Source organism: Echinicola salinicaeni, from assembly GCF_014280965.1.
GTDB lineage: Bacteria > Bacteroidota > Bacteroidia > Cytophagales > Cyclobacteriaceae > Echinicola > Echinicola salinicaeni.
In genome coordinates this window covers 178,290-198,345 of record NZ_JACODZ010000003.1, presented here as the reverse complement: position 1 = coordinate 198,345, position 20,056 = coordinate 178,290, and the positions used below count along the sequence as shown (strand labels likewise).

Genomic DNA, 20,056 nt, shown 5'->3' with positions numbered 1-20,056 from the left:
TAATCAGGTAATAAACACCGATTCTTCAGGATATCGATAACTCAGGTTCTTCACCCCTCTGCTCAGCCCAATCAAAAAGGTAAGTATGCCGATTCTTCCAACAAACATCGTCACGATCAGCACCATCTTACTACCAAAGCTAAGTCCTGAGGTAATACCCAAACTTAATCCAACTGTGGAAAAAGCTGAGAATGCTTCAAATACAACACTGGTCAGGGGCAAATCGCGATCGAATAATTTAAGTAGAAATACCGTTGTTCCCATCATCATTACAGAAAGGAAGGTTACTGCAAAAGCCTTTTTTAAGGTTGCATTGGAGATTTCCCTTCTAAAAACTTCCACCCGGTCTTTGCCTTTGGCGATACTTAAAGTACTTAAAATAGCCACTGCAAAAGTACTGGTTTTTAACCCGCCACCTGTAGAACCCGGCGAGGCACCTATCCACATAAGTAAAAGATAAAGCAATATGGTAGGTGCGGCCATGGATGTCATATCTACCGTATTAAATCCGGCAGTTCTAGGGGTAACTGCTCCGAAGAATGCAGTGACGAATTTCCCATATCCTTCTATTCCTTTTAGACTATATTCTTCTTCAAAAACCCAGAACACAACAAAGCCTATCAACAATAAGATGCCTGTAGTGATCATCACTAATCGAGTACCAATATTCACTATGCGGGGAACATACCTGTAACTCTCTCCAAAAACCAGTTTTCTATAAAGCCCTTTGATCAGATGCTTTAAATATTGGTAATAGCTTAAAACTACTGGAAACCCTATTCCCCCAAGCACGATGGATAGCGCAATAATCAACTGCATATTATAGTTCTGCCTAAAACCTTCTTGATAAAGTCCATCACTTAAAATGCTGAAGCCCGCATTGCAAAAACCAGAAACACTATGAAAGACAGAAAAGAAAATCATGTCCATTGTCCCCTCAAAAAGTCCATTGTCTAAACTAAGATAGATAAGAACTGCTCCTAGTCCTTCCACCAAAAAAGTGAAGGTAATTACTTTCAAAAGGGTATTGAAAACTTGTCCAAAGCGGTCTTCATTTATAAAATCTTTGAGAAACAATTGATTTTGGAAACTAAAGTTTCCCTTAAAAAAGAAGCCAAAGAAACTGGTAAAAGTCATCATACCTAAACCTCCTATCTGAAACAATATCATGATAATTAATTGCCCGAAAAGGGTAAAATCCTTTGCGGTATCCAAAACAATCAAGCCTGTAACACATACAGCACTGGTCGCCGTAAAAAGGGCATCTACCAAATGAATGGGCTCATAAGTGGCCTTGGGCAGCATCAATAATACCGTCCCTACCCCAATTAAAGTCAAAAAGCTCAGAATAAATATCATTTGAGGATTTAGCTTCAATTCTCCAACACCCAGACTTAATTTGGACAATTCTATCAGAAAGACCACTGAAACCAAGAAGTCCACCAAAAACCGATCTGAGGTAACGGAAGTATGTGCATCCAGGCCTGGAAGCTTAAAATCTGAAAAAATAAAAAACAATACTACACTGATCAGAAATATCAACAATACCTCCGCAACAAGCTTCTTGAAATTGAATTTCACCCATTTAGCCAGAAAAAACTGACAAATATACCCTGTCCATATTATGGTCAATATTACTTTCAGAACAAAATGGGAATCTGAAATTGACAGGAAAGGCTGATTGAAGCCTTCCTCATAAATCACCAAAAAAAAACCTATTAGACTCAATACCAACAGGATCTTTTCAAGGATCCTTTTTATCACTGTTTTATTTAGGATCATAGCCTACTTTTCAAGCCATAAAGATATAAAAATCACAATACTATTGATTCCAAAACTACAGTCTTCCCCCACAATATTTACAATGATAGGCATCCTTATCATGGCCTGTAGCATGACAAACATGACAAGTCCTTTGCTCTTCGGCCAACTTATTTTTGGTGTTTACTGCTGTTATTTCTGAAGAAACTATACCTGTGGGAACCGCAATAATGGCATAACCCAAAAGCATAATCAAGGAGGCCATAAACTGCCCAAGCGGAGTCATCGGAGAAATATCCCCATAACCCACCGTAGTAAGCGTGACTATGGCCCAATACATGGCCATAGGAATGCTTGTAAAACCGCTTTCAGGTCCCTCAATAAAAAACATCACTGTTCCCATGACCAAAACAATCGTCACCACTGATCCCAGAAAGATCTGTATTTTCATCCTGCTATTATACAGCGCATCGGATAGCACCTGGGCTTCCCGCATATACCGACCCAACTTCAAGACCCTTAACACCCTTAAAAAGCGTAATGCCCTGACTACTGTCAAAAAATGACTATTGATCACCACCAAACTGATATAGGTCGGCAAGATGGCCAACAAGTCTACAATCCCATAGAAACTAAAAACATAACCGGCAGTTCTACGACTTAACCAAACCCTTAAAAGATACTCTACCGTAAAAAGCAGTGTAAAGGCCCATTCCAACAAATAAAAAAATGTACCAAACGCATCATGGAGTGAACTTACTGAATCTAAAACAGCCACCGTCACACTACCAAGAATGGCTATCAACAATACTACATCAAATCGCTTTGAAGCCGTATCATCTGATTCGAATACTATATGCGCCAGTCTTTTTCTGGTCAATCCCATAAAACCACCTTGATATTACACTATATAAACTTTATTTATCGCTGTTTTTAGCTATTACCCATACAGCATGCACTATACCTGGTATAAATCCCAAAAGGGTCAATAGAATATTGATCCAAAACGATTTGCCCAAGCCCACAGTCAAGAATACCCCTACAGGAGGAAGGAAAATCGCAAATAAAATTCTGATGAAACTTGCCATAGCTCTTTAATAATATTGTATAGAATAAATTTATTTTTCTTTTTTGCTAAGACCATATTTTTCACGAATGAAATCATCACTATCCCGTTTTAGATGGTCTTCATCAGGTTCTCCTATCAAAAAGCTGAAAGCCTGAGTGGCTTCAGCCATGTCAAATACAATTTTGATGACTGCAACCATGGGAATGGCGAGAATTAAACCAGCCAAGCCAAAAAGCATTCCTCCTAAAAGCAGGGAAATGATGGCCACTAAAGGGTTCAAACTCACGCTTCCCCCGACAATATTCGGTGTTATAAAATTTCCTTCCAAGAACTGTACTACCTGAAACCAGCCGATCACTCCTAGGGCATACCAATAACTTTCCATGGTAGCCAATGCAAAAACTGCAGGAATAATGGAGCCAATGGCAACGCCAATATAGGGCAATAAGATTAAAAATGCTGCCAAGGTCCCAAAAAACCAAGCATGCTCAATTCCCATAATCAACAGTCCCGCTGTATTCAAAACAGCAACTATACCCATCACTATAAGTAATCCTAACAGATAGTTTTGAATAACATGGTATACCCGCTCCAATGTTTCTACCACCTTTTTTGCTGGTGCACCATTGGCGGCTTGAATAAGAAAATCCCTAAAGAAATCCCGATAATACAATAAGAAAAATGAATACAAGGGAATTAGAATACCGTTCGCAAGGGTTCCCCCTGCAGAACTAAATACAGAAGTGATGTATTTCCCTATATTGGCAATAGAATTTTCCGCTTCATCCTTAAGCTTATTGGCCAATTCTCCTAGTTGAAGACCAAAAGTTGCCTCAAACCACATTTTAATTTTGTTATAGATATTACCGAAATTTGAGGCTATCTCACTGCCATCCTTGCCAATAATGATTACCTGGTGAACTATAAAATAAATAATTCCAGAAAGTACCAAAGATGCTAAAATCACGGAAATCAATGATGCTGCGGCCCTAGGAATCTTCCACTTTTCCAACAAATTGCACAAAGGGTATAACATGATGGAAATGATCAAGGCAAACATCAAAGGAACCAGCACCCCCTTTAGGAAATAAGCCAAGGCTATTGTCAAAAATAAAACAATCAACTTGGCTGCAAGTATAATACTACTCGGATATTTTTTCTCCATAAAAATAATCGCTTTATAAAACGCTTTTGTTAATGTGAATCTAATTATCAAAACCTATACCGAACACCTTCAAAAGCACCAATTCACTTAATAGACATACAAATATTACTTAATATTAGTCAATATTCTCACCGGGATGATTAATTATTATACCCATTTTCTTCGCCCGCTCTTCCCATTTGTTTCTCGCCAATACCTGCATATCTTGTTCCTCATCACTTTCATCCTGAATTTCAAGTCCCAAAAGCGTCTCCAATATATCCTCCAAGGTAACAATTCCAGACATGCCCCCATATTTATCTACTACTAGGGCAATATGCTCCCTTTTATTTAGCATCATTTCAAGGACCCTAGGAATGGGATAATGCTCATAAACCAAAGCTATTTCTCTACTCAACTCCTTCAATTTCATCGAAAAACGGTCCTCTGCCATAGCTGCAAGCACATCATGCTTGATAATATAACCTGTTATATCATCTATGGTTTTATTGTAAATTGGAAATCGGGAAAACCGCTTCGAATCAGGCATGGCATAAAAATCCTTTACTGTTTCATTTTCTTCCATCGCAACAGTTACGGTCCGTGGTGTCATTACACTGCTCACCAAAATAGAACGAAACCGTATGAGGTTTTGAATAATCTTTGATTCCCCTTCATGAAATACTCCTTCCTTGGTGGCTATGCTTGCCATTGCAGACAATTCTTCTCTGCTCATGGTATGCTGTTCTTCAGATTTAAAAACCCTGGTAAGTAATTCAGATGCCCTGACCAATGGATAAAGCCCAATGATCATCAAGCGCAAAATCCCCCCAATAAATGGGGCCAACTCCTTCCAAAAATTAGCTCCAATAGATTTGGGGATGATTTCGGAAAAAATCAAAATAGCTAGGGTCAGTCCTGCTGAAATCCAACCAAAATACTGCTGACCAAAAACTTCAACGGCCTGGGCACCCACACCCGCTGCGCCTACCGTATGTGCAATGGTATTAAAAGAGAGTATCGCTGCCAAGGGCTGGTTGATATTTTCCTTGAGATGTTTAAGCTGTTTGGCGTATTTCTTTCCCTTTTGCTCTTGAGTAGCGATATAAGAAGGGGTGATACTTAGCAATGCCGCTTCTAAGGCTGAACATAAAAATGAAATACCAATTGCTAAAAAGAGATAGAGAATCAATAAGGTCATAGAAGCTACTTATGTGGAATCTTCATTTAAATTAATGAAAATAAATAGTACCATCAATTTGAAGATAAAAATTCATGCCATGACTTGATATCATGGCATGAATACTATTTGTCTTTAAAACTAATACCCTGATTTATTTCTCTTCATATGCAGGTACAGTTGGTGTGGCTGGAGGATTTTCACTTAGCATTTTTAAAACTTCCTCTATGGCTTTTTCCAATTGTGGGTCAAGCCCATTTGACAGCGCGGTGGGGTCTTCTTTGACTTCTATGTCCGGATCCACCCCATGGCCTTCTTCAAACCATTTGCCATCAGCATCAAACATTCGGAAAGTTGGCACTGTTACTCCGCCACCATCAATTAGACTAGGTGCGCCCGATATGCCTATCAGTCCTCCCCAGGTTCTGGTACCGATCAATGGCCCTAAGCCTGTCTTTCTAAAATAATCCGGAAAGGCATCACCTCCAGACCCGCTCCAGCCATTGATTAACATGACCTTCGGCCCAAAATTGGCCACTTGAGGCCACTGCCAGGTCTCTCCATCTCTTACTGCCCAAAAAGCCAATGGCTTCCTGTTCAATAACTCAATAAAGCGATCAGGAATCTGTCCACCATTATTGAAACGCTCATCCACAATCAACCCTTTTTTATTGTGCTGGGCATAAAACATCCTCGCCAGTTCCTGCTGTCCATCCAGCCCTGTACTAGGCACATAAATATAGCCGATCTGCCCATCCGTAGCTTCCTCCACCCGCTTTCTATTGGATTCTATCCAAGCCAGATTCCTCAAACGAGTTTCATCCTTTAAGGTCTTTACGATCACTTTTCGAGCGCCATCCAAGCTTGCGTTACCATTTACTGTCAACTCCACTGTCTCACCTGCATGGTTCTCAAATGCCGCCCAAGGGTCTTTTTCCATGTCCATTGGAATCCCGTTGACAGCAAGGATAAAGTCACCTTCACTGATATCCGCACCAGCCTCATCCAAAGGCGAACGAGCCTCATTGTCCCAAGGGGCTCCACGAACGATTTTCTTCACATAGTAGGCCCCATCTTTGACTCCCCAGTCGATGCCCAAATACCCAACAGACTTTGTCGAGACGCTCTCCGTATCACCTCCTCCCCGATAGGTATGTGAAGCGCTGATCTCCCCGATCAATTCCCCAATAATATAATTTACATCCTCTCGGGTAATGGCATGGTCTATCAATTGTCCATAATGATCTTTCATAGCTTCCCAATCCACACCATGCATATTGGGGTCATAAAAGAAATCCCTTTCCAATCGCCATGCCTCATTGAACAACTGTCTCCACTCTTCTTTCGGCACTAAGGTCATCTCCATCCTTTCCACTGGCATCTTATCTTCCAGCTTTTTCCCCTCTCCAATTTCAATCATACCAAAAGAACCATTGGAAACCACCAAGGCTTTTTCACCATTTGCAGCTACACGATAATCACGAACATTTTCGATTACTGTTTTTTCTTCCCGATTTGAGATATCATAATAGGCCAAGGCCACCTTACTGGATTCATCCCCATTTGTAGGGCGTTTGAGGTAAAGTACTTTTCCTTTTACCGCGGCAAGCTGGCTGTAATTCCCTGCTGAAGGAGGAAGGATAACCATTCGCTGTTCAAGTCCATCCCAATCTATGTCCACAGAAGCCTTTTCCTCCTCACCATCTCCATTCTTTTTCTTATCGTCTTTTTTATCTTTCTTTTCCTTTGACTCTTCCTTCTTCACGCTTGTTGTATCATTCTTAGGCGCCAGTGGAGAACTGGTCGCTTTGCTCAATGGTAATGCAGCTATTTCAGTTGCATTTGCATAAACCCAGGTTCCTTCAAAATCACTGTAAATAGGATCAAAATCCCTGTTAGTGAAAAAATACAGGTACTTCCCTTCCGGATCAAACACTGGATTGCTGTCATTATAAAAGCCTGAGGTAACTTGATGCAGCTTCTCCTCCTTGGTATCAAAAAGGGCAATGGCATTATGCAAATTGTTTAAATTTTTCTCAAAGGCAAGATAACGGCTATCTGGTGACCAAGATACTGTATAGTTGGCTAGAGAATATTGGTACAAATATTTCTGCTTATCTACATGGGTAGTTTCATCACTTTCACGGTCGTAGATATAAATATCCATGGCCTTGTCCACAAAGGCTAGCTTTTTACTGTCCGGAGACCAAAAAAGCTGATACCTATATCCTTCACCGTAGGAGCTAAGGGTCTTTTCCTCCGTCCCTTTTTCCAGATCTCTGACCATAAGTTCATATTCCCCTGACCGATCACTCCAATAGGCCATATACTTCCCATCCGGAGACCAGGCTGGATAGCGCTCTGCCACTCCTGAAGATTGCGTAAGATTGATAACTGGACCATCTTTGGCTGGGACAGAAAAGAGTTCTCCCCTAGCTTCAAAAACCGCTCGATTCCCATCATATGAAGGCCAAACATTTTGTATATAGCCTTTTACTGCTTCTTTTCTTGGCATCAAAGTAGCCACATCTGTACTGACTTGCACGGGTACTTCTTGATAAGCCTCTGATGTCAGGTCCAATAAATAAATTTTTCCTCCAGCAGTAAACACGATTTCTTCAGGACCAATACTAGGAAACATCACATCGAAATCTGTAAAGTCAGTCACCTTCTCTATTGTTTTACTTGTCAGGTCATAGCTATAAATATTATTACGCTGTGATGCTCCACGGTCAGAAAGGAAATAGATTTTATCTTTGGTCCACATGGGAAATTCATCATTGTAGATACTGTTGCTGATGTTTTCCGAATCATGGCTTTCTAGATTAAATAGGAATATATCGGTAGCCATCCCACCTTTGTATCGCTTCCAGGTCCTGAATGCCCTACTCTTAGGTGTATAGGCTATTTGCTGCCCATCAGGTGAAACCATCCCAAACTCTCCGTAGGGAACCGGCAATTTTTCGGGCAAGCCTCCTTGAATAGCAACCTTATAAAATTGACTGAAGCGCTGTTTTTCACTTTCCCGCGATGAAGTAAACAATAAGTGCTGCCCATCAGCATACCAATCTGTCACGCGGTCACTCATTCCGTGGTGGGTAAGTCGGTCTGGCACCCCACCTTTTGAAGGCATCACATAGACATCCACATTTCCATTATAGATCCCACTAAAGGCCACTTTACTCCCATCTGGAGAAAACTTAGGAAAAGCTTCCGTTCCTTTGGAAGTCGTGAGCCGATAGGCCAATCCGCCTGTTTTAGGCACAACCCATATATCACCTCCATAGCTGAAAGTAATCTGGCTTTGCGAAACATCTGGATATTGAGCGATTTTTGCATCTATCTGGGCATAGTTAAGCCCTGGAATTAATAATGCGAGCCCAAGCAGCTTGCTTAATCTCTTCAACATAATCATTGGGTTTTAGGAAAAATAAACTGACGCCCTAGAAAATATTGTTAGACATTCTTTAACAAAAACCTTCAGGGCTTATCAAATATATAAAAAACTAAAGACCAGTAATAAAAAAACGCGGACATTGCTGCCCGCGTTTTAAATACTATAAAGGTTAATTACTTTTTATTAAAATCTCAGCTATTAGAAAGAGTAAGCAACTTTAACACTGATCTTAGTGCCAGGCTGCAACCTACTGAATATCTGGTCTTGTGCCTGATAAGATTTAAACACTTCCTTTCTCTCTTGGTTTAGCAAATTGCTCACTTTAAGACCAGTTTGGAATCTTTCATCAGCACCAAAGCTCTTATTAATATTCAAGTTCAAGCTATGGAAAGGTACAGTATAAGTATCCGTTCTATTTCCAAAACCAATATACGTCAGTGTAGGCCCTTGTACATTATAGAAGATCCCTGCTTCAAGTCCATTTTCCCAACTTTCATAAGCCACACCAGTATTGATAATATAAGGAGCTTGCCCAGCCATATCCCTGGTAGAAGAAACTTCCTCTCCTTCTTTGGCTGAAAGTTGTCTAGATCTCAATTCAGATTCTGACATCTGAATAGTAGACTTGGCCAAAGTGACATTGGCATTGAAGAAGAAATTCTCCGCAGCAGGACTGATGATATCCAATGATTTTCTCAACTCCAATTCCAAACCGGCTACTGATCCATCACCAACGTTTCTTGGCTGGAATGCACCTGGATCAGAAAGGAACTGAACCATCTCAATAGGGTCAGCGAACATTTTGTAGAATGCACTGGCAGAGAAAATCTCCCCTCTCTTAGGGAATACTTCCCACCTTGCATCAAAGTTATTCACTCTGGTAGCCTGCAAATCACCATCCCAAAGGATCTCTTTGCCTCCGTTTGTTTTTTCCTCAAACAATCCACCAATAAAGGTTCTACCAGTAATCGGGTCAAGAATTTCAGCAAAAGAAAGCTCTTTGAAAGATGGTCTCGCAATAGTTCTTGAATAGGAGAATCTTAAATTCTGATTATCCAACAGACTATAGATCAAGTTTAATGTTGGGAACAAGTCCAAATCATTCAATACCTTTTCATTGTCAAATACAATAGTATTATTCTGATTCGATCCAGTGTAATACTGGTCATATTTCTCCATTCTCAAACCTACAATAGCTTTCAATTTCTCTGCAGGATTAACCTCTGCATTGACATAAGCACCAATATTATTGACGCTAGCATTGTACTCATTTGGGTTATTAGGAATAAACAATGGGCTGTATCTTACACCATTGATATTATCTGCTGAGAATAAATTTTCTTCACTGAAAATATCATTTGGATCTCCGCTGAAGGTCGTGTTACCTACAGGGAATTGGAAACTTTGGATCAAGAAATCCCTTTGCTTATAAGCATAGCTGGTACCAAATCCCAATTTGGCCATTTTATCATTGAAGGTGAAGTTTTTGGTAATATCCAACTTACCTACTGCATTGTCCTCTTCCAAAGATCTCCAAATTCTTTCTGGCAATCCAACTTCTGTAGAAATCGAATTATTGGTTGATCTAAACCTAGCAAAACGTACATCAGGATCATTGATGATAGACCTAGTTGGAGATAATTTCCAATTAACAGACCAATCGTTTGTAGGTCCCAACTTGTGCTCACCGCTTAAAAGGATATTGGTCAAAGACCTTTCGCTATATTCGATATTGTACTGATTCGCATTGAAAGTAGTTCCAACGTTATTGCTCTCAAAATCAAACTCACCCACTTTAGATTCACCATTTTGAAGTCTAAGCAAGTTCAACTTAAACTTGGAAAGTCCAGTTTTATAAGCCACACCAGCTAAACCACCCACAAGCACATTATTGACACCATAGTCTCCTTTTTGTTTTTCAAGGCCTACCAATTCATATTCATTTCCATCACTTGCCTTACCATAAAGGTTATATTCTGTACCTTGGAAGAAAGAGGTTTCATTGCTATAAGTCAAAGCAAGGTTATACCCAAGCTTATTCGCTCCTACAGCCACTTGGTTTCCAAAAGAAACACCTACACTCATGTCCATCAGGCTGGATTTGCGATCTCCGCCCATAGTTGGATTAAAACCTCTTAGTATGGACTGGTATTCCTGACCTTTAGCCCCGTTAGGGTTACCTACTACTTCTGCATATTGAGGGATATCAGTTCTTCCGCCAGTTGGGATATCTCTGAATCCATTATCAAAGCCTAAGAAATCTGTAGAGGATCCCTTAACGCCCAAATAGTTACTATTGAAGTGCATAGATGGATTATAACCACCACTCACACTTACTTTAAATGTTTTTTCTTCAGGAAAATCCTTGGTTTCAATATCCACTACACCGCCAGTAAAATCGGCAGGCAGGTTACTGGTAAAGGATTTAGAAACGATGATATTGTCCACTACATTAGTTGGGAAAATATCCATCTGAATAGAGTTTCTATCAGGGTCAAGACCTGGGATATCCACCCCGTTCAATACGGTTTTAGTATAACGGTCACCTAGACCACGGATATAAACGTACTTTCCGCCCTCAATAGAGACACCTGTCACTCTTTTAATGGCTGAAGCAGCATCACTATCTCCAATTTTCTTAAAGGTTGAGGCAGAAATACCGTCAATCATATTGGCTGCATTTCTCTTTACTGTCATCAAAGCTGCCTCTGTAGTCCTGATAGCTTGTGCAGAGACCACTACTGACTCCAGTTCTGCAGCACTTTCAGCCATTTTAAGGTCAGACAAAACCGTCACCTCTCCTGGCTTAATTTCTATAGCATTGATTTCTAATTTGTTGAATGAAATAAAGGAAGCAACAATAGAATATGTTCCTGGAGCCAATTTAATTTCAAAACTTCCATCCAGATCCGTAACAGCACCGGTTTGTGTTTCTTTTACCAAAACAGAAACCCCAATTAAAGGCTCTCCTAAACCTTCGTCGATAATATTTCCTCTTAGGGTACCTTCTTGAGCAAAGGTAAGGGTAGGAATAGCAGCAAATACCACTAGGGCAATAGCCACAATAAGCTTTTTCATTTTAATATTTTTAAGTTACAGCTAACGATTATAAAGATGAAAAAGTAAAGGGTAGAAGGAGCCTGCTTTGGCTCCTTCTGAATATTTAGAAAGTATTATTATAAGTCATCAAGCGAACCTGACACAGCAGTCCAAGACCATCCAGCAAAGGCAGACTTGTCAGCCCCTACTGTATTGGCGCCTTCAGCTACTGCAGTTACATAAGCATCAGAACCATCTAGGAAAAGATCCGCTACAGTAACTCCTTCAGGAAGGGTTACTTCAAGATTAGATACATTTGAAGCTACAGTTGGCATTTGATCAAATACCTGGTTAGTAATTCCAGTGAAGTAAATATTGGAAAGATCCACATTGGTATTATCATCATTGTCCACCAACTTGGCAGAACCACCTGCGATCACAGTTCCATTGGTAAGGGTATAGTTACCATCTTTGTAATTACCTTCAGGACCATCCAATTCAAAACAATTGTCTCCAGAATCTTCAGTTTGAGCGATGATAAAGTTATCCAAAGTACCGTTCCAAGCTTGGTCAGCATCTACAGCATCATCCATTACGCCCCAGAAAATCGCATTTTTAACAGATACAGTTCCACCGAACCACTCAATACCATCATCTTGATTAGAGACGATCTCAATATTTTCGATTACAGTTCCAGAACCTACAGCTCCTAAAGTAAGTCCGTTGATTTCATTACCTTCACCGATATTGGCACCACCGTGACGGATAGAGATATATTTCAATACACCTGAATTGTCCTCATCTTCAGAACCACCATAAAGGCCATTAGAATCGGATGGTGGAATACCTTCAATCTGTGCTTCAGTCACATCACCTGGAAGAGAAGCATGTGCTTTTCCAAGAACGATCAAACCACCCCAAAGACCATCCAAATTAGGATCCAAGTTAGGGCTGGCAACTTCGCCAGGCATAATTTCATCCGCAATAGAAGTAAATATAATTGGTTGCTCAGCAGTACCTTCAGCCATCAATTTAGCACCTCTGGCGATGATCAAAGCCGTAGCGTTAGAACCTGATCCAGCTTGTCCCTTGATGATTACACCTGGCTCGATAGTCAAGGTAACATCAGCTTCAACAGCAATTCTACCAGCAAGCGTATATACCTCACCAGTTTCCCAAGTCACATCTTGGGTGATGTTTGAACTGATGACATTCTCATCCTCAGTATCAGGATCTACTATTGGATCATTGTTGTCATCACTACAAGAGGTAAATATTACCAGTGACCCCAATAGTACAGCAAATAATAAGTTTAACTTTTTCATAAGTATGAAATTGATTTGTGTTTTTTGCTTGTTTTGTTCCACAAATCTGGATCAATTTTCTGGGGCTTTAGAATTTTTCCAATTATGTATTTTTTAAAAAAGTCAGGCGGGGTTAATATTTAATTAACAAAAAACATAAAAAAAAGCCTTCGATCTCTCAAAGGCTTTGTATAGGTCTTAAATAGGCTTATTTCAATGTTACCGTTTTATTAATAGGTATCTTGTCCAAGATAATCTGAATGAGGTCTCGGGTATTGACATTATCTGCTTCAGCCTCATAATTAAGGATTATACGGTGATTTAGGACATCTTCTGCCACTTCCTTGATATCTTCAGGCAGCACATAATCTCGACCATCCATAAAGGCCACCGCCCTTGCTGCAAGGTTCAAATTGATACTGGCTCTTGGTGAAACGCCAAACTGAATATATTTGGCTTCTTCATGCAGTCCATACTGTTCGGGGAACCTTGTGGCAAATACCAATTCAATAATATAATGTTCTAATGGCTCTGAGACCTGAACTTCATTGATTTTATTTCTTATATCAAATATATCCTCCTTGGAAAGTATGGCCTGCACATCAGATTTATAAGACATATTGGCCATTCTTCGCATTACTTCCAGTTCATCTGACTTCTGTGGATAATCAATATGAACCTTCATCATAAACCTATCCACCTGCGCTTCAGGAAGAGGATAGGTTCCCTCTTGGTCTACCGGGTTTTGGGTGGCGAGTACCAAGAAAGGTCTGTCTAGCTGGAAAGTATTCTCCCCGATAGTTACTTGCTTTTCCTGCATGGCCTCAAGTAAGGCAGACTGCACCTTTGCAGGAGAACGGTTTACCTCATCTGCCAAAATCAAATTGGAAAAGATCGGTCCTTTCTTTACTTCAAAATCACCATTTTGCTGGTTATAGATCATCGTACCGATCAAATCCGATGGCAACAAATCCGGAGTAAACTGAATCCTATTAAAATCCAAATGCAATACTTTGGCCAGGGTATTCACGGTAAGGGTCTTGGCCAAACCGGGCACCCCTTCCAACAAGATATGGCCATTGGTAAAAAGCCCTATCAACAGTCTATTGACCATCCGCTCCTGACCTACCACCACTTTCTTCACTTCATTGATGACTTGCTCAATCTTTTCCTGATGCATTATCGTGATTTTTTTATGTTTTCTTTCCTGTTTCTTTCTCAGGGCAATTGCTGCCTGCTAAAATAAGAAGCCTAAATTAGAATAAATTGCCATTTAACACAATTTAACATGGCCTGAAAATAAAGAAGGATTTCCCGCTATCTCTTTTTCCTATATGTACCTTTACTACGCTTATGAAAGGTTTTTTGAGACTTCATGGCCAGTCCCCCCTGCTTTACCCTCAAAAGCCGATAAATTTCTGTCTGCTCAAACTCTCTCACTTCCCCCACATCAAAGCCCTGAATATTCAAGTTTTCCATAGACCACCGCACCAACCTAAGCGTAGGATACCCTACTGCCGCAGTCATTTTACGAACCTGCCTATTCTTACCTTCAGTCAAGGTCAATGCCAACCAAGAATCTGGCACCGTCTTTCGATAACGAATGGGAGGGTCTCTTTCGGGTAATTCAGGTGCATTAATTTTCAGTTCTGCTTCAGCAGGCTTTGTATGATATACTTTGCCTTCTACTTTAATGTCCACACCTTTTTCCAATAACTTGATATCATCCTCTCCCGGCACACCTTCTACTTGTGCCAAATAGCATCGCTTGTGACCAAACTGGGGATTGAGCAGATAATGGTTTAGGGCTTTATCATCTGTAATCAACAATAGCCCCTCACTGTCCTTGTCCAGTCTTCCTACAGGATAAACATCCTTCGGAAAATCTGCGACAGACTTCAAGGTGTCCTGCTCACCACTAAATTGACTCAAAACGCCAAATGGCTTGTAAATCACAAAATATCGAGGCATAAACACAGTTCTTTAGAGAAGCACAAAGTTGATCAATAATAGAGGTAAAAACAAAAATGGGAACATCTCAAAATAAATTGTCATGATGCTTACAAAAAACAGATGAGTTTTCTAATATTATGATTATCCGTTTTAACACCAGTAAACTTATTTCTCACAGCCTGTCCCGATTTATCGGGAGATTCCACGGATCTACACACTTCCTTGATAGTAAAATGCTAGCTATATTTAAAGAAGAATAGTGTCAACCATTTTCAGGACGGGTCAGATTTAATTTAGTGTTTCTGAGAGATATGTGGTCTCTTTTTAGCAAATGTTCTGAATGGTAAAACTTACTGGTACAATTGCGGATATACATATCTAATATTTATGCCAAATGAATCATCAAGACCAAAAAAATACTTTTCAATTTATCCTCCACCTTAGCTAAACCTACATAATTAATGAAAGTAAAATTCCTATTCATCATATCCTTATTGCTAACTTCAGCTGCCTGCAATCCCCATCAACCTGAAGTTCTCTATGAAAGTGAAGCATTGACCATCAAACAACTGAGCCCCAACAGCTTTTTACACATTTCCTATCTGGAGACTACTGACTTTGGCAAAGTTCCCTGCAATGGACTGATTGTTATGGATGAAGGAGAAGCATTGGTGGTAGATACTCCCGTAAATGAAGCTGATTCCAAAGAATTAATCGAATGGATAAAAACCAAGCTCAAATCTAAACCAGTAGGAGTTGTCTCCACACATTATCATATAGACTGCATTGGTGGTTTGGGAGAATTCCACAGGCAAAATATTCCTTCCTATGCCAGTAGAAGAACCATTGAATTGGCTAAATCCAATAACAAAATTCTGCCACAAAATGGGTTTGAACAAATCCTGACACTAAAAGTAGGTAAAAATGAATTGATCAATGAATTTATTGGAGAAGGACATAGCAAGGACAATATTATCAGTTATTTCCCGTATGAAAACATCTTATTTGGAGGCTGTCTGATCAAAGAGCTAGGGGCTGGAAAGGGGAATCTAGAAGATGCCAATGTCATAGCCTGGCCCCAAACGGTAGTGGACTTAAAACAAAAATATAATAAGGCTGAAATGATTATTCCAGGACACGGCGAGCCCGGAGGTCAGGAATTATTAGAATATACAATCGATATGTTTAAAGAATAAGCTGTCTATTTCTACCAGAAGTTATTTATGTGTAGTATACCAAAACTATGGCCAACTAACCGAAATTAAATCAATAATCAAACAATTGCTTTAATCCAAAGGAAAGACCAAATCCTATCCGGATACTTTTTACACATCACAAAATTTACCTAGATTTATATGAAAATTTTATTTGTTTTTTTGGTCATTTGACCTCCCTATTTTGAAACTAAATTAAACCCAATAATTAACTTTAAGATTAAATCAACCATGAAAAAGCTTATTTTAATTGTTATCACAATCTGTTTTTTTTCTTGTGGTAAAGAGGACACTATTGAGCTTCCTAACCACTTAGAAGGCAATCTGACAATTTATTCAAAAGCTGATCTGGACAAAGCAGAAATTCAGGCCTACAGATCCATCAATGGTAACCTAGTAATAAACGACACCTACGATATAGAAGATCTCCAGCAACTCAAAAACCTAGAAAGTGTAAAAGGAATATTTATCAAATCAAATAGTAAACTGAAATCACTGGATGGTCTGGAAAAACTTCAAGGACTTGAATTTTTAGAAATTGAAAACAATCCAGCACTGGAAAGCCTACATGGCTTGGATAATTTAGAATCGATAGAGAAATCATTTAGATTATCTAATAATGATGCATTAGAAGATTTAGAAGGATTAAACAGCCTATCAAAAATTAACATCCAATTATTCATTTTTGATAACAGATCACTCCTAAACCTCAATGGTCTTACAGTACTTCAGGAGGTGCCACAATTATTAATTGGTAACAATATCAACTTAACGGACATTACTCAACTCAGCTCAATCAATTCCTCATCAGATCTGAGAATCGATTCCAATGATTCTCTTAGTGATTTCTGTAGCTTGACCGACTTTTTAAAAGACAATAATGAAACAACATCATTTGTAGCCCGTCAAAATAAATACAATCCCACGCTAACCGATATGCTTAATGACAGGTGCTCGGAGTAAGCAGCTAAGCAAAAAAAGATAGGAACGCTTAACTTATGTGCGTCCTATCTTTTTTATTATTTTCCCATGCAGTCTTGACTACTCCTTGCTACCAAAGAGAAAACACTCAAGTATCCATTCCAAGGCACTTTTAAAAGACACTCTCCCATAAAACATTATCATTCAGGGCATTTTCTCCAAGCCTTCTTAAGATCATGCTTTGCCACCTAGTTTTAACTCAACCTGATTTTTTCATTTACCATCAATTAGTAAGAATTTGCCCCATAATTTTTAAATTGTTTAGAATTGATGGTTTTATTGAAAAAGTGACTTCCATCTAAAACTAACACACATGAAATTTTCAAGAACAATCTTGCTTTTATTGCTCTCAGCCTTTTGTGTATTCTTGGCCATTGTCCTTTTTAATACCTTTACGTTTCAATCCAAGCAGATTGCAAGTAGCCCTGTGGAAAAAATCGTAATCGAGCCCTTATCAATAGAAAATTTTTCCAAGGCAATCCAAATAAAGACCGTTTCGCCTGAGAATGAACTGGATTTTGATTCTCTTCAATTCCAGGAATTTGCAGAATATTTAACCTCTACCTATCCATTGACCGATTCTCTTTTGAAGAAGAAAACCTTTAATAGCTACAGCTTTCTTTATAAATGGCAAGGGACTGATTCAACACTAAAACCAATCATACTCATGGGACATTTGGATGTAGTCCCAGTCATTCCAGAAAACTTGGCTGATTGGAGAGAAGATCCTTTTGGAGGAGAGATCATCAATGATACCATTTGGGGAAGAGGAACCATAGATGATAAAGTAGGCGTAATAGGAATCATGGAAGCTACAGAATACTTAATAAAATCAGACTTCCAACCTCAGCGAAGTATTTATCTGGCCTTTGGGCATGATGAGGAAGTAGGAGGTCAAAAAGGAGCCAAATCAATCGCAGATTACCTAGAAAATCAAAACATTAAAGCAGAATTTGTACTGGATGAGGGAGGAAGCATTGTTCAAGATATGGTGCCAGGAATTGAAGGTGATGTAGCGCTGATAGGTATTGCCGAAAAAGGTTTTGTCTCACTGGAATTATCAGTAAAAGTAGAAGGCGGACATTCTTCCATGCCTGAAAAAGAAACAGCCATCGATATTATCTCTCGTGCTATCGTAAAGTTAAAAGAAAACCCATTTCCCAAATCTATTTCAACACCCATTGAGGGTTTTATTCAAAATCTAGGGCCAGAAATGCCTTTTTTGAATAAGATGGTCTTTGCCAACCAATCAATATTCAAGTCTATCATTACACAAATCTATGAAGAGTCTGCCTCTGGGAACGCGCTGGTAAGAACGACCATGTCTCCAACGATCATTAATAGTGGCGTAAAAGAAAACATTATTCCCCAATCAGCAAGGGCAACCATTAATTTCAGGATTCTTCCAGAGGAATCTGTTAAGACAGTAATTGATAGGGTCAGTGAGGTAATCGAAGATGATCGAATTTCAATAAAAAGCAGTGAGTTTATTTCTGAACCCTCAAAGGTTTCCAGCACTGATTCATTTGGTTATAAAGAAATCCAAAAAACAATTTCCCAAATTTTTCCATCCACACTGGTAAGTCCTTATTTGGTGGTAGGAGGTACAGATTCCCGACATTTCAGTGAAATTTCAGAAAACATCTATAGATTTTCCGTCATTAAATTAAATAAGGGAAACATTAAGTCATTCCATGGATTGAATGAAAGAATTCCAGTAAGTGATTTTGAAAACTCCATCCGTTTTTACCAGCAGCTAATAAGCAATACCTGTAGCCAATAAACAGGTCCTTTTCGGAAAATTACGATTAAAATCTCCTATAAGCCAAATCGATAAGTCGCCATTACCATTAACTGCTGCTTAGTTTTCAAAAACCCGTATTCAGATCTAAATTGCCATCTAGCATCATGTTGGTAATTAAGCCCCAATAACATACTGTATTCATATTCCAGTCTTTTATCGAATTTATAAAAGACATTATCATCAGCCACTCCTTTTACCAAGTCATAAGCGGCCTGCTGAGCAAGGCGTTGGGGAAGGCTCAAGTCACTCCAATATTCTCCCTTACCATTAGGGATTTCATTATTGGTATATTGTTCCCAATGATCATCCAAACGGGATTTATCTTCTTCACTAATACCTAAAGCCTCATCCAAACGGATATTTCCCGAGCTTCTGCTATCCAAGTTTTGAAATTGAACTCCTGCCCAAACCGCAAAATACCGGTTTTGCTTTTTGGTTAATATTCTTCTTATCAACCTTAAACCGCTAACTTTAACCAATACTGGTTTATCTAAATTTTTATTAGTGGTCCAAGACCATGAATAATCGGCACTTAAAACCACAGGCCCAAGAGGAACAAGTCCCAATAAATTTAAGCCGTAGTACTGTCCTTTTATATCTGTCGTACTCCTAAAATAATCACTACCGACAACACTAAAACTAATGGTCTGTTCTCCCCATACCCTACCATAATATCCCCCAACAGCCAAAAATGGGAGAATAAAAGCATCTCCCCGCATATTCAAAGTATTTATTCTTCCCTCAGAAGGTCCAAAGTCAAGAATTCCTGATAAATCTCTATAGACTAAATCAGATTCGGGAGTATTGGGATCCGAAATGGTCATTTCAAAGTCCTCCAGTAGCAGGCCTTGTCTATTAAATACAGTACCTACATTTAGTCCAAAAGGCAAAGGAAGTTCATAGCCCCTCTCATAAGCCTTATCTCCTAAAAAAGGTAATATATAGGGATATTTTCCCTTTGATTTAAGACTATCAGTTTCTTGAGCAAACGACAATCTGGGTAAAAATCCCAAACAGACCAATACCATGGAAACAGAAAAAAACCTAGCCAAATAATGTCTCACCATAAACTTCTCGATCTAATTTAAAATAAGCATTAAATAATACAATACTTAACACAAACTACCAAAAAAGGATAATTAAACCAACAATTGCTGTAATACACAATTTTTGGATATCACGCCATTCCGGACTTGCCCTGTTATTTTGA

The 20,056-nt window shown here is 39.2% G+C and carries 14 protein-coding genes; 3 read left to right on the top strand and 11 right to left on the bottom strand.

Annotated elements, in window-relative coordinates:
* Window positions 1–3: 3 nt before the first annotated feature.
* The 10 genes from H7U17_RS06640 to H7U17_RS06595 all read right to left on the bottom strand — a co-directional run bounded on the left by H7U17_RS06640 (window position 4) and on the right by H7U17_RS06595 (window position 14,865).
* Entirely contained in the window at window positions 4–1,782 is a 1,779-nt protein-coding gene (locus tag H7U17_RS06640) for a TrkH family potassium uptake protein (protein WP_186755881.1), read from the bottom strand.
* 55 nt (window positions 1,783–1,837) lie between these two features.
* The gene (locus tag H7U17_RS06635) at window positions 1,838–2,647 is read right to left on the bottom strand and encodes an ion transporter (RefSeq protein ID WP_186755880.1); all 810 of its coding nucleotides are present in this window, start codon (window positions 2,645–2,647) and stop codon (window positions 1,838–1,840) included.
* Between the two features lie 31 nt (window positions 2,648–2,678).
* On the bottom strand, window positions 2,679–2,849 hold the full coding sequence (locus tag H7U17_RS06630; RefSeq protein WP_186755879.1) for a YqaE/Pmp3 family membrane protein: 171 nt from the start codon (window positions 2,847–2,849) through the stop codon (window positions 2,679–2,681).
* 30 nt (window positions 2,850–2,879) lie between these two features.
* Entirely contained in the window at window positions 2,880–3,995 is a 1,116-nt protein-coding gene (locus H7U17_RS06625) for an AI-2E family transporter (protein ID WP_186755878.1), read from the bottom strand.
* A 115-nt stretch (window positions 3,996–4,110) separates the two neighbouring features.
* Complete coding sequence (locus tag H7U17_RS06620) at window positions 4,111–5,175, bottom strand: hemolysin family protein (RefSeq protein ID WP_186755877.1); 1,065 nt, start codon at window positions 5,173–5,175, stop codon at window positions 4,111–4,113.
* 133 nt (window positions 5,176–5,308) lie between these two features.
* Entirely contained in the window at window positions 5,309–8,563 is a 3,255-nt protein-coding gene (locus tag H7U17_RS06615) for a S41 family peptidase (RefSeq protein ID WP_186755876.1), read from the bottom strand.
* A gap of 186 nt (window positions 8,564–8,749) precedes the next feature.
* Window positions 8,750–11,629, bottom strand: a complete 2,880-nt coding sequence (locus H7U17_RS06610) for a TonB-dependent receptor (RefSeq protein ID WP_186755875.1) — start codon at window positions 11,627–11,629, stop codon at window positions 8,750–8,752.
* Between the two features lie 98 nt (window positions 11,630–11,727).
* The gene (locus H7U17_RS06605) at window positions 11,728–12,915 is read right to left on the bottom strand and encodes a hypothetical protein (RefSeq protein WP_186755874.1); all 1,188 of its coding nucleotides are present in this window, start codon (window positions 12,913–12,915) and stop codon (window positions 11,728–11,730) included.
* A gap of 187 nt (window positions 12,916–13,102) precedes the next feature.
* On the bottom strand, window positions 13,103–14,074 hold the full coding sequence (locus H7U17_RS06600; RefSeq protein WP_186755873.1) for an AAA family ATPase: 972 nt from the start codon (window positions 14,072–14,074) through the stop codon (window positions 13,103–13,105).
* 137 nt (window positions 14,075–14,211) lie between these two features.
* A complete protein-coding gene (locus H7U17_RS06595) occupies window positions 14,212–14,865 on the bottom strand; it encodes a pseudouridine synthase (protein ID WP_186755872.1) in 654 nt (217 codons plus the stop codon).
* Between the two features lie 443 nt (window positions 14,866–15,308).
* On the opposite strand from H7U17_RS06595, the gene bla reads away from it, so the two are divergent.
* The 3 genes from bla (at window position 15,309) to H7U17_RS06580 (ending at window position 18,825) form a co-directional block, all read left to right on the top strand.
* The gene (gene bla, locus H7U17_RS06590; protein WP_186755871.1) at window positions 15,309–16,043 is read left to right on the top strand and encodes a subclass B1 metallo-beta-lactamase; all 735 of its coding nucleotides are present in this window, start codon (window positions 15,309–15,311) and stop codon (window positions 16,041–16,043) included.
* 249 nt (window positions 16,044–16,292) lie between these two features.
* A complete protein-coding gene (locus tag H7U17_RS06585; protein WP_186755870.1) occupies window positions 16,293–17,024 on the top strand; it encodes a leucine-rich repeat domain-containing protein in 732 nt (243 codons plus the stop codon).
* Window positions 17,025–17,355: 331 nt separating this feature from the next.
* Complete coding sequence (locus H7U17_RS06580; protein ID WP_186755869.1) at window positions 17,356–18,825, top strand: M20 family peptidase; 1,470 nt, start codon at window positions 17,356–17,358, stop codon at window positions 18,823–18,825.
* A gap of 35 nt (window positions 18,826–18,860) precedes the next feature.
* On the opposite strand, the gene H7U17_RS06575 is transcribed toward H7U17_RS06580, so the two are convergent.
* On the bottom strand, window positions 18,861–19,913 hold the full coding sequence (locus tag H7U17_RS06575; RefSeq protein ID WP_186755868.1) for a hypothetical protein: 1,053 nt from the start codon (window positions 19,911–19,913) through the stop codon (window positions 18,861–18,863).
* Window positions 19,914–20,056 lie beyond the last annotated feature (143 nt).

Excerpts from the sequence above, each read along its gene's own strand:
- H7U17_RS06640 (WP_186755881.1), bottom strand. The coding sequence starts at position 1,782 with ATGATCCTAAATAAAACAGTGATAAAAAGGATCCTTGAAAAGATCCTG.
- H7U17_RS06635 (WP_186755880.1), bottom strand. The coding sequence starts at position 2,647 with ATGGGATTGACCAGAAAAAGACTGGCGCATATAGTATTCGAATCAGAT.
- H7U17_RS06630 (WP_186755879.1), bottom strand. The coding sequence starts at position 2,849 with ATGGCAAGTTTCATCAGAATTTTATTTGCGATTTTCCTTCCTCCTGTA.
- H7U17_RS06625 (WP_186755878.1), bottom strand. The coding sequence starts at position 3,995 with ATGGAGAAAAAATATCCGAGTAGTATTATACTTGCAGCCAAGTTGATT.
- H7U17_RS06620 (WP_186755877.1), bottom strand. The coding sequence starts at position 5,175 with ATGACCTTATTGATTCTCTATCTCTTTTTAGCAATTGGTATTTCATTT.
- H7U17_RS06615 (WP_186755876.1), bottom strand. The coding sequence starts at position 8,563 with ATGTTGAAGAGATTAAGCAAGCTGCTTGGGCTCGCATTATTAATTCCA.
- H7U17_RS06610 (WP_186755875.1), bottom strand. The coding sequence starts at position 11,629 with ATGAAAAAGCTTATTGTGGCTATTGCCCTAGTGGTATTTGCTGCTATT.
- H7U17_RS06605 (WP_186755874.1), bottom strand. The coding sequence starts at position 12,915 with ATGAAAAAGTTAAACTTATTATTTGCTGTACTATTGGGGTCACTGGTA.
- H7U17_RS06600 (WP_186755873.1), bottom strand. The coding sequence starts at position 14,074 with ATGCATCAGGAAAAGATTGAGCAAGTCATCAATGAAGTGAAGAAAGTG.
- H7U17_RS06595 (WP_186755872.1), bottom strand. The coding sequence starts at position 14,865 with ATGCCTCGATATTTTGTGATTTACAAGCCATTTGGCGTTTTGAGTCAA.
- bla (WP_186755871.1), top strand. The coding sequence starts at position 15,309 with ATGAAAGTAAAATTCCTATTCATCATATCCTTATTGCTAACTTCAGCT.
- H7U17_RS06585 (WP_186755870.1), top strand. The coding sequence starts at position 16,293 with ATGAAAAAGCTTATTTTAATTGTTATCACAATCTGTTTTTTTTCTTGT.
- H7U17_RS06580 (WP_186755869.1), top strand. The coding sequence starts at position 17,356 with ATGAAATTTTCAAGAACAATCTTGCTTTTATTGCTCTCAGCCTTTTGT.
- H7U17_RS06575 (WP_186755868.1), bottom strand. The coding sequence starts at position 19,913 with ATGGTGAGACATTATTTGGCTAGGTTTTTTTCTGTTTCCATGGTATTG.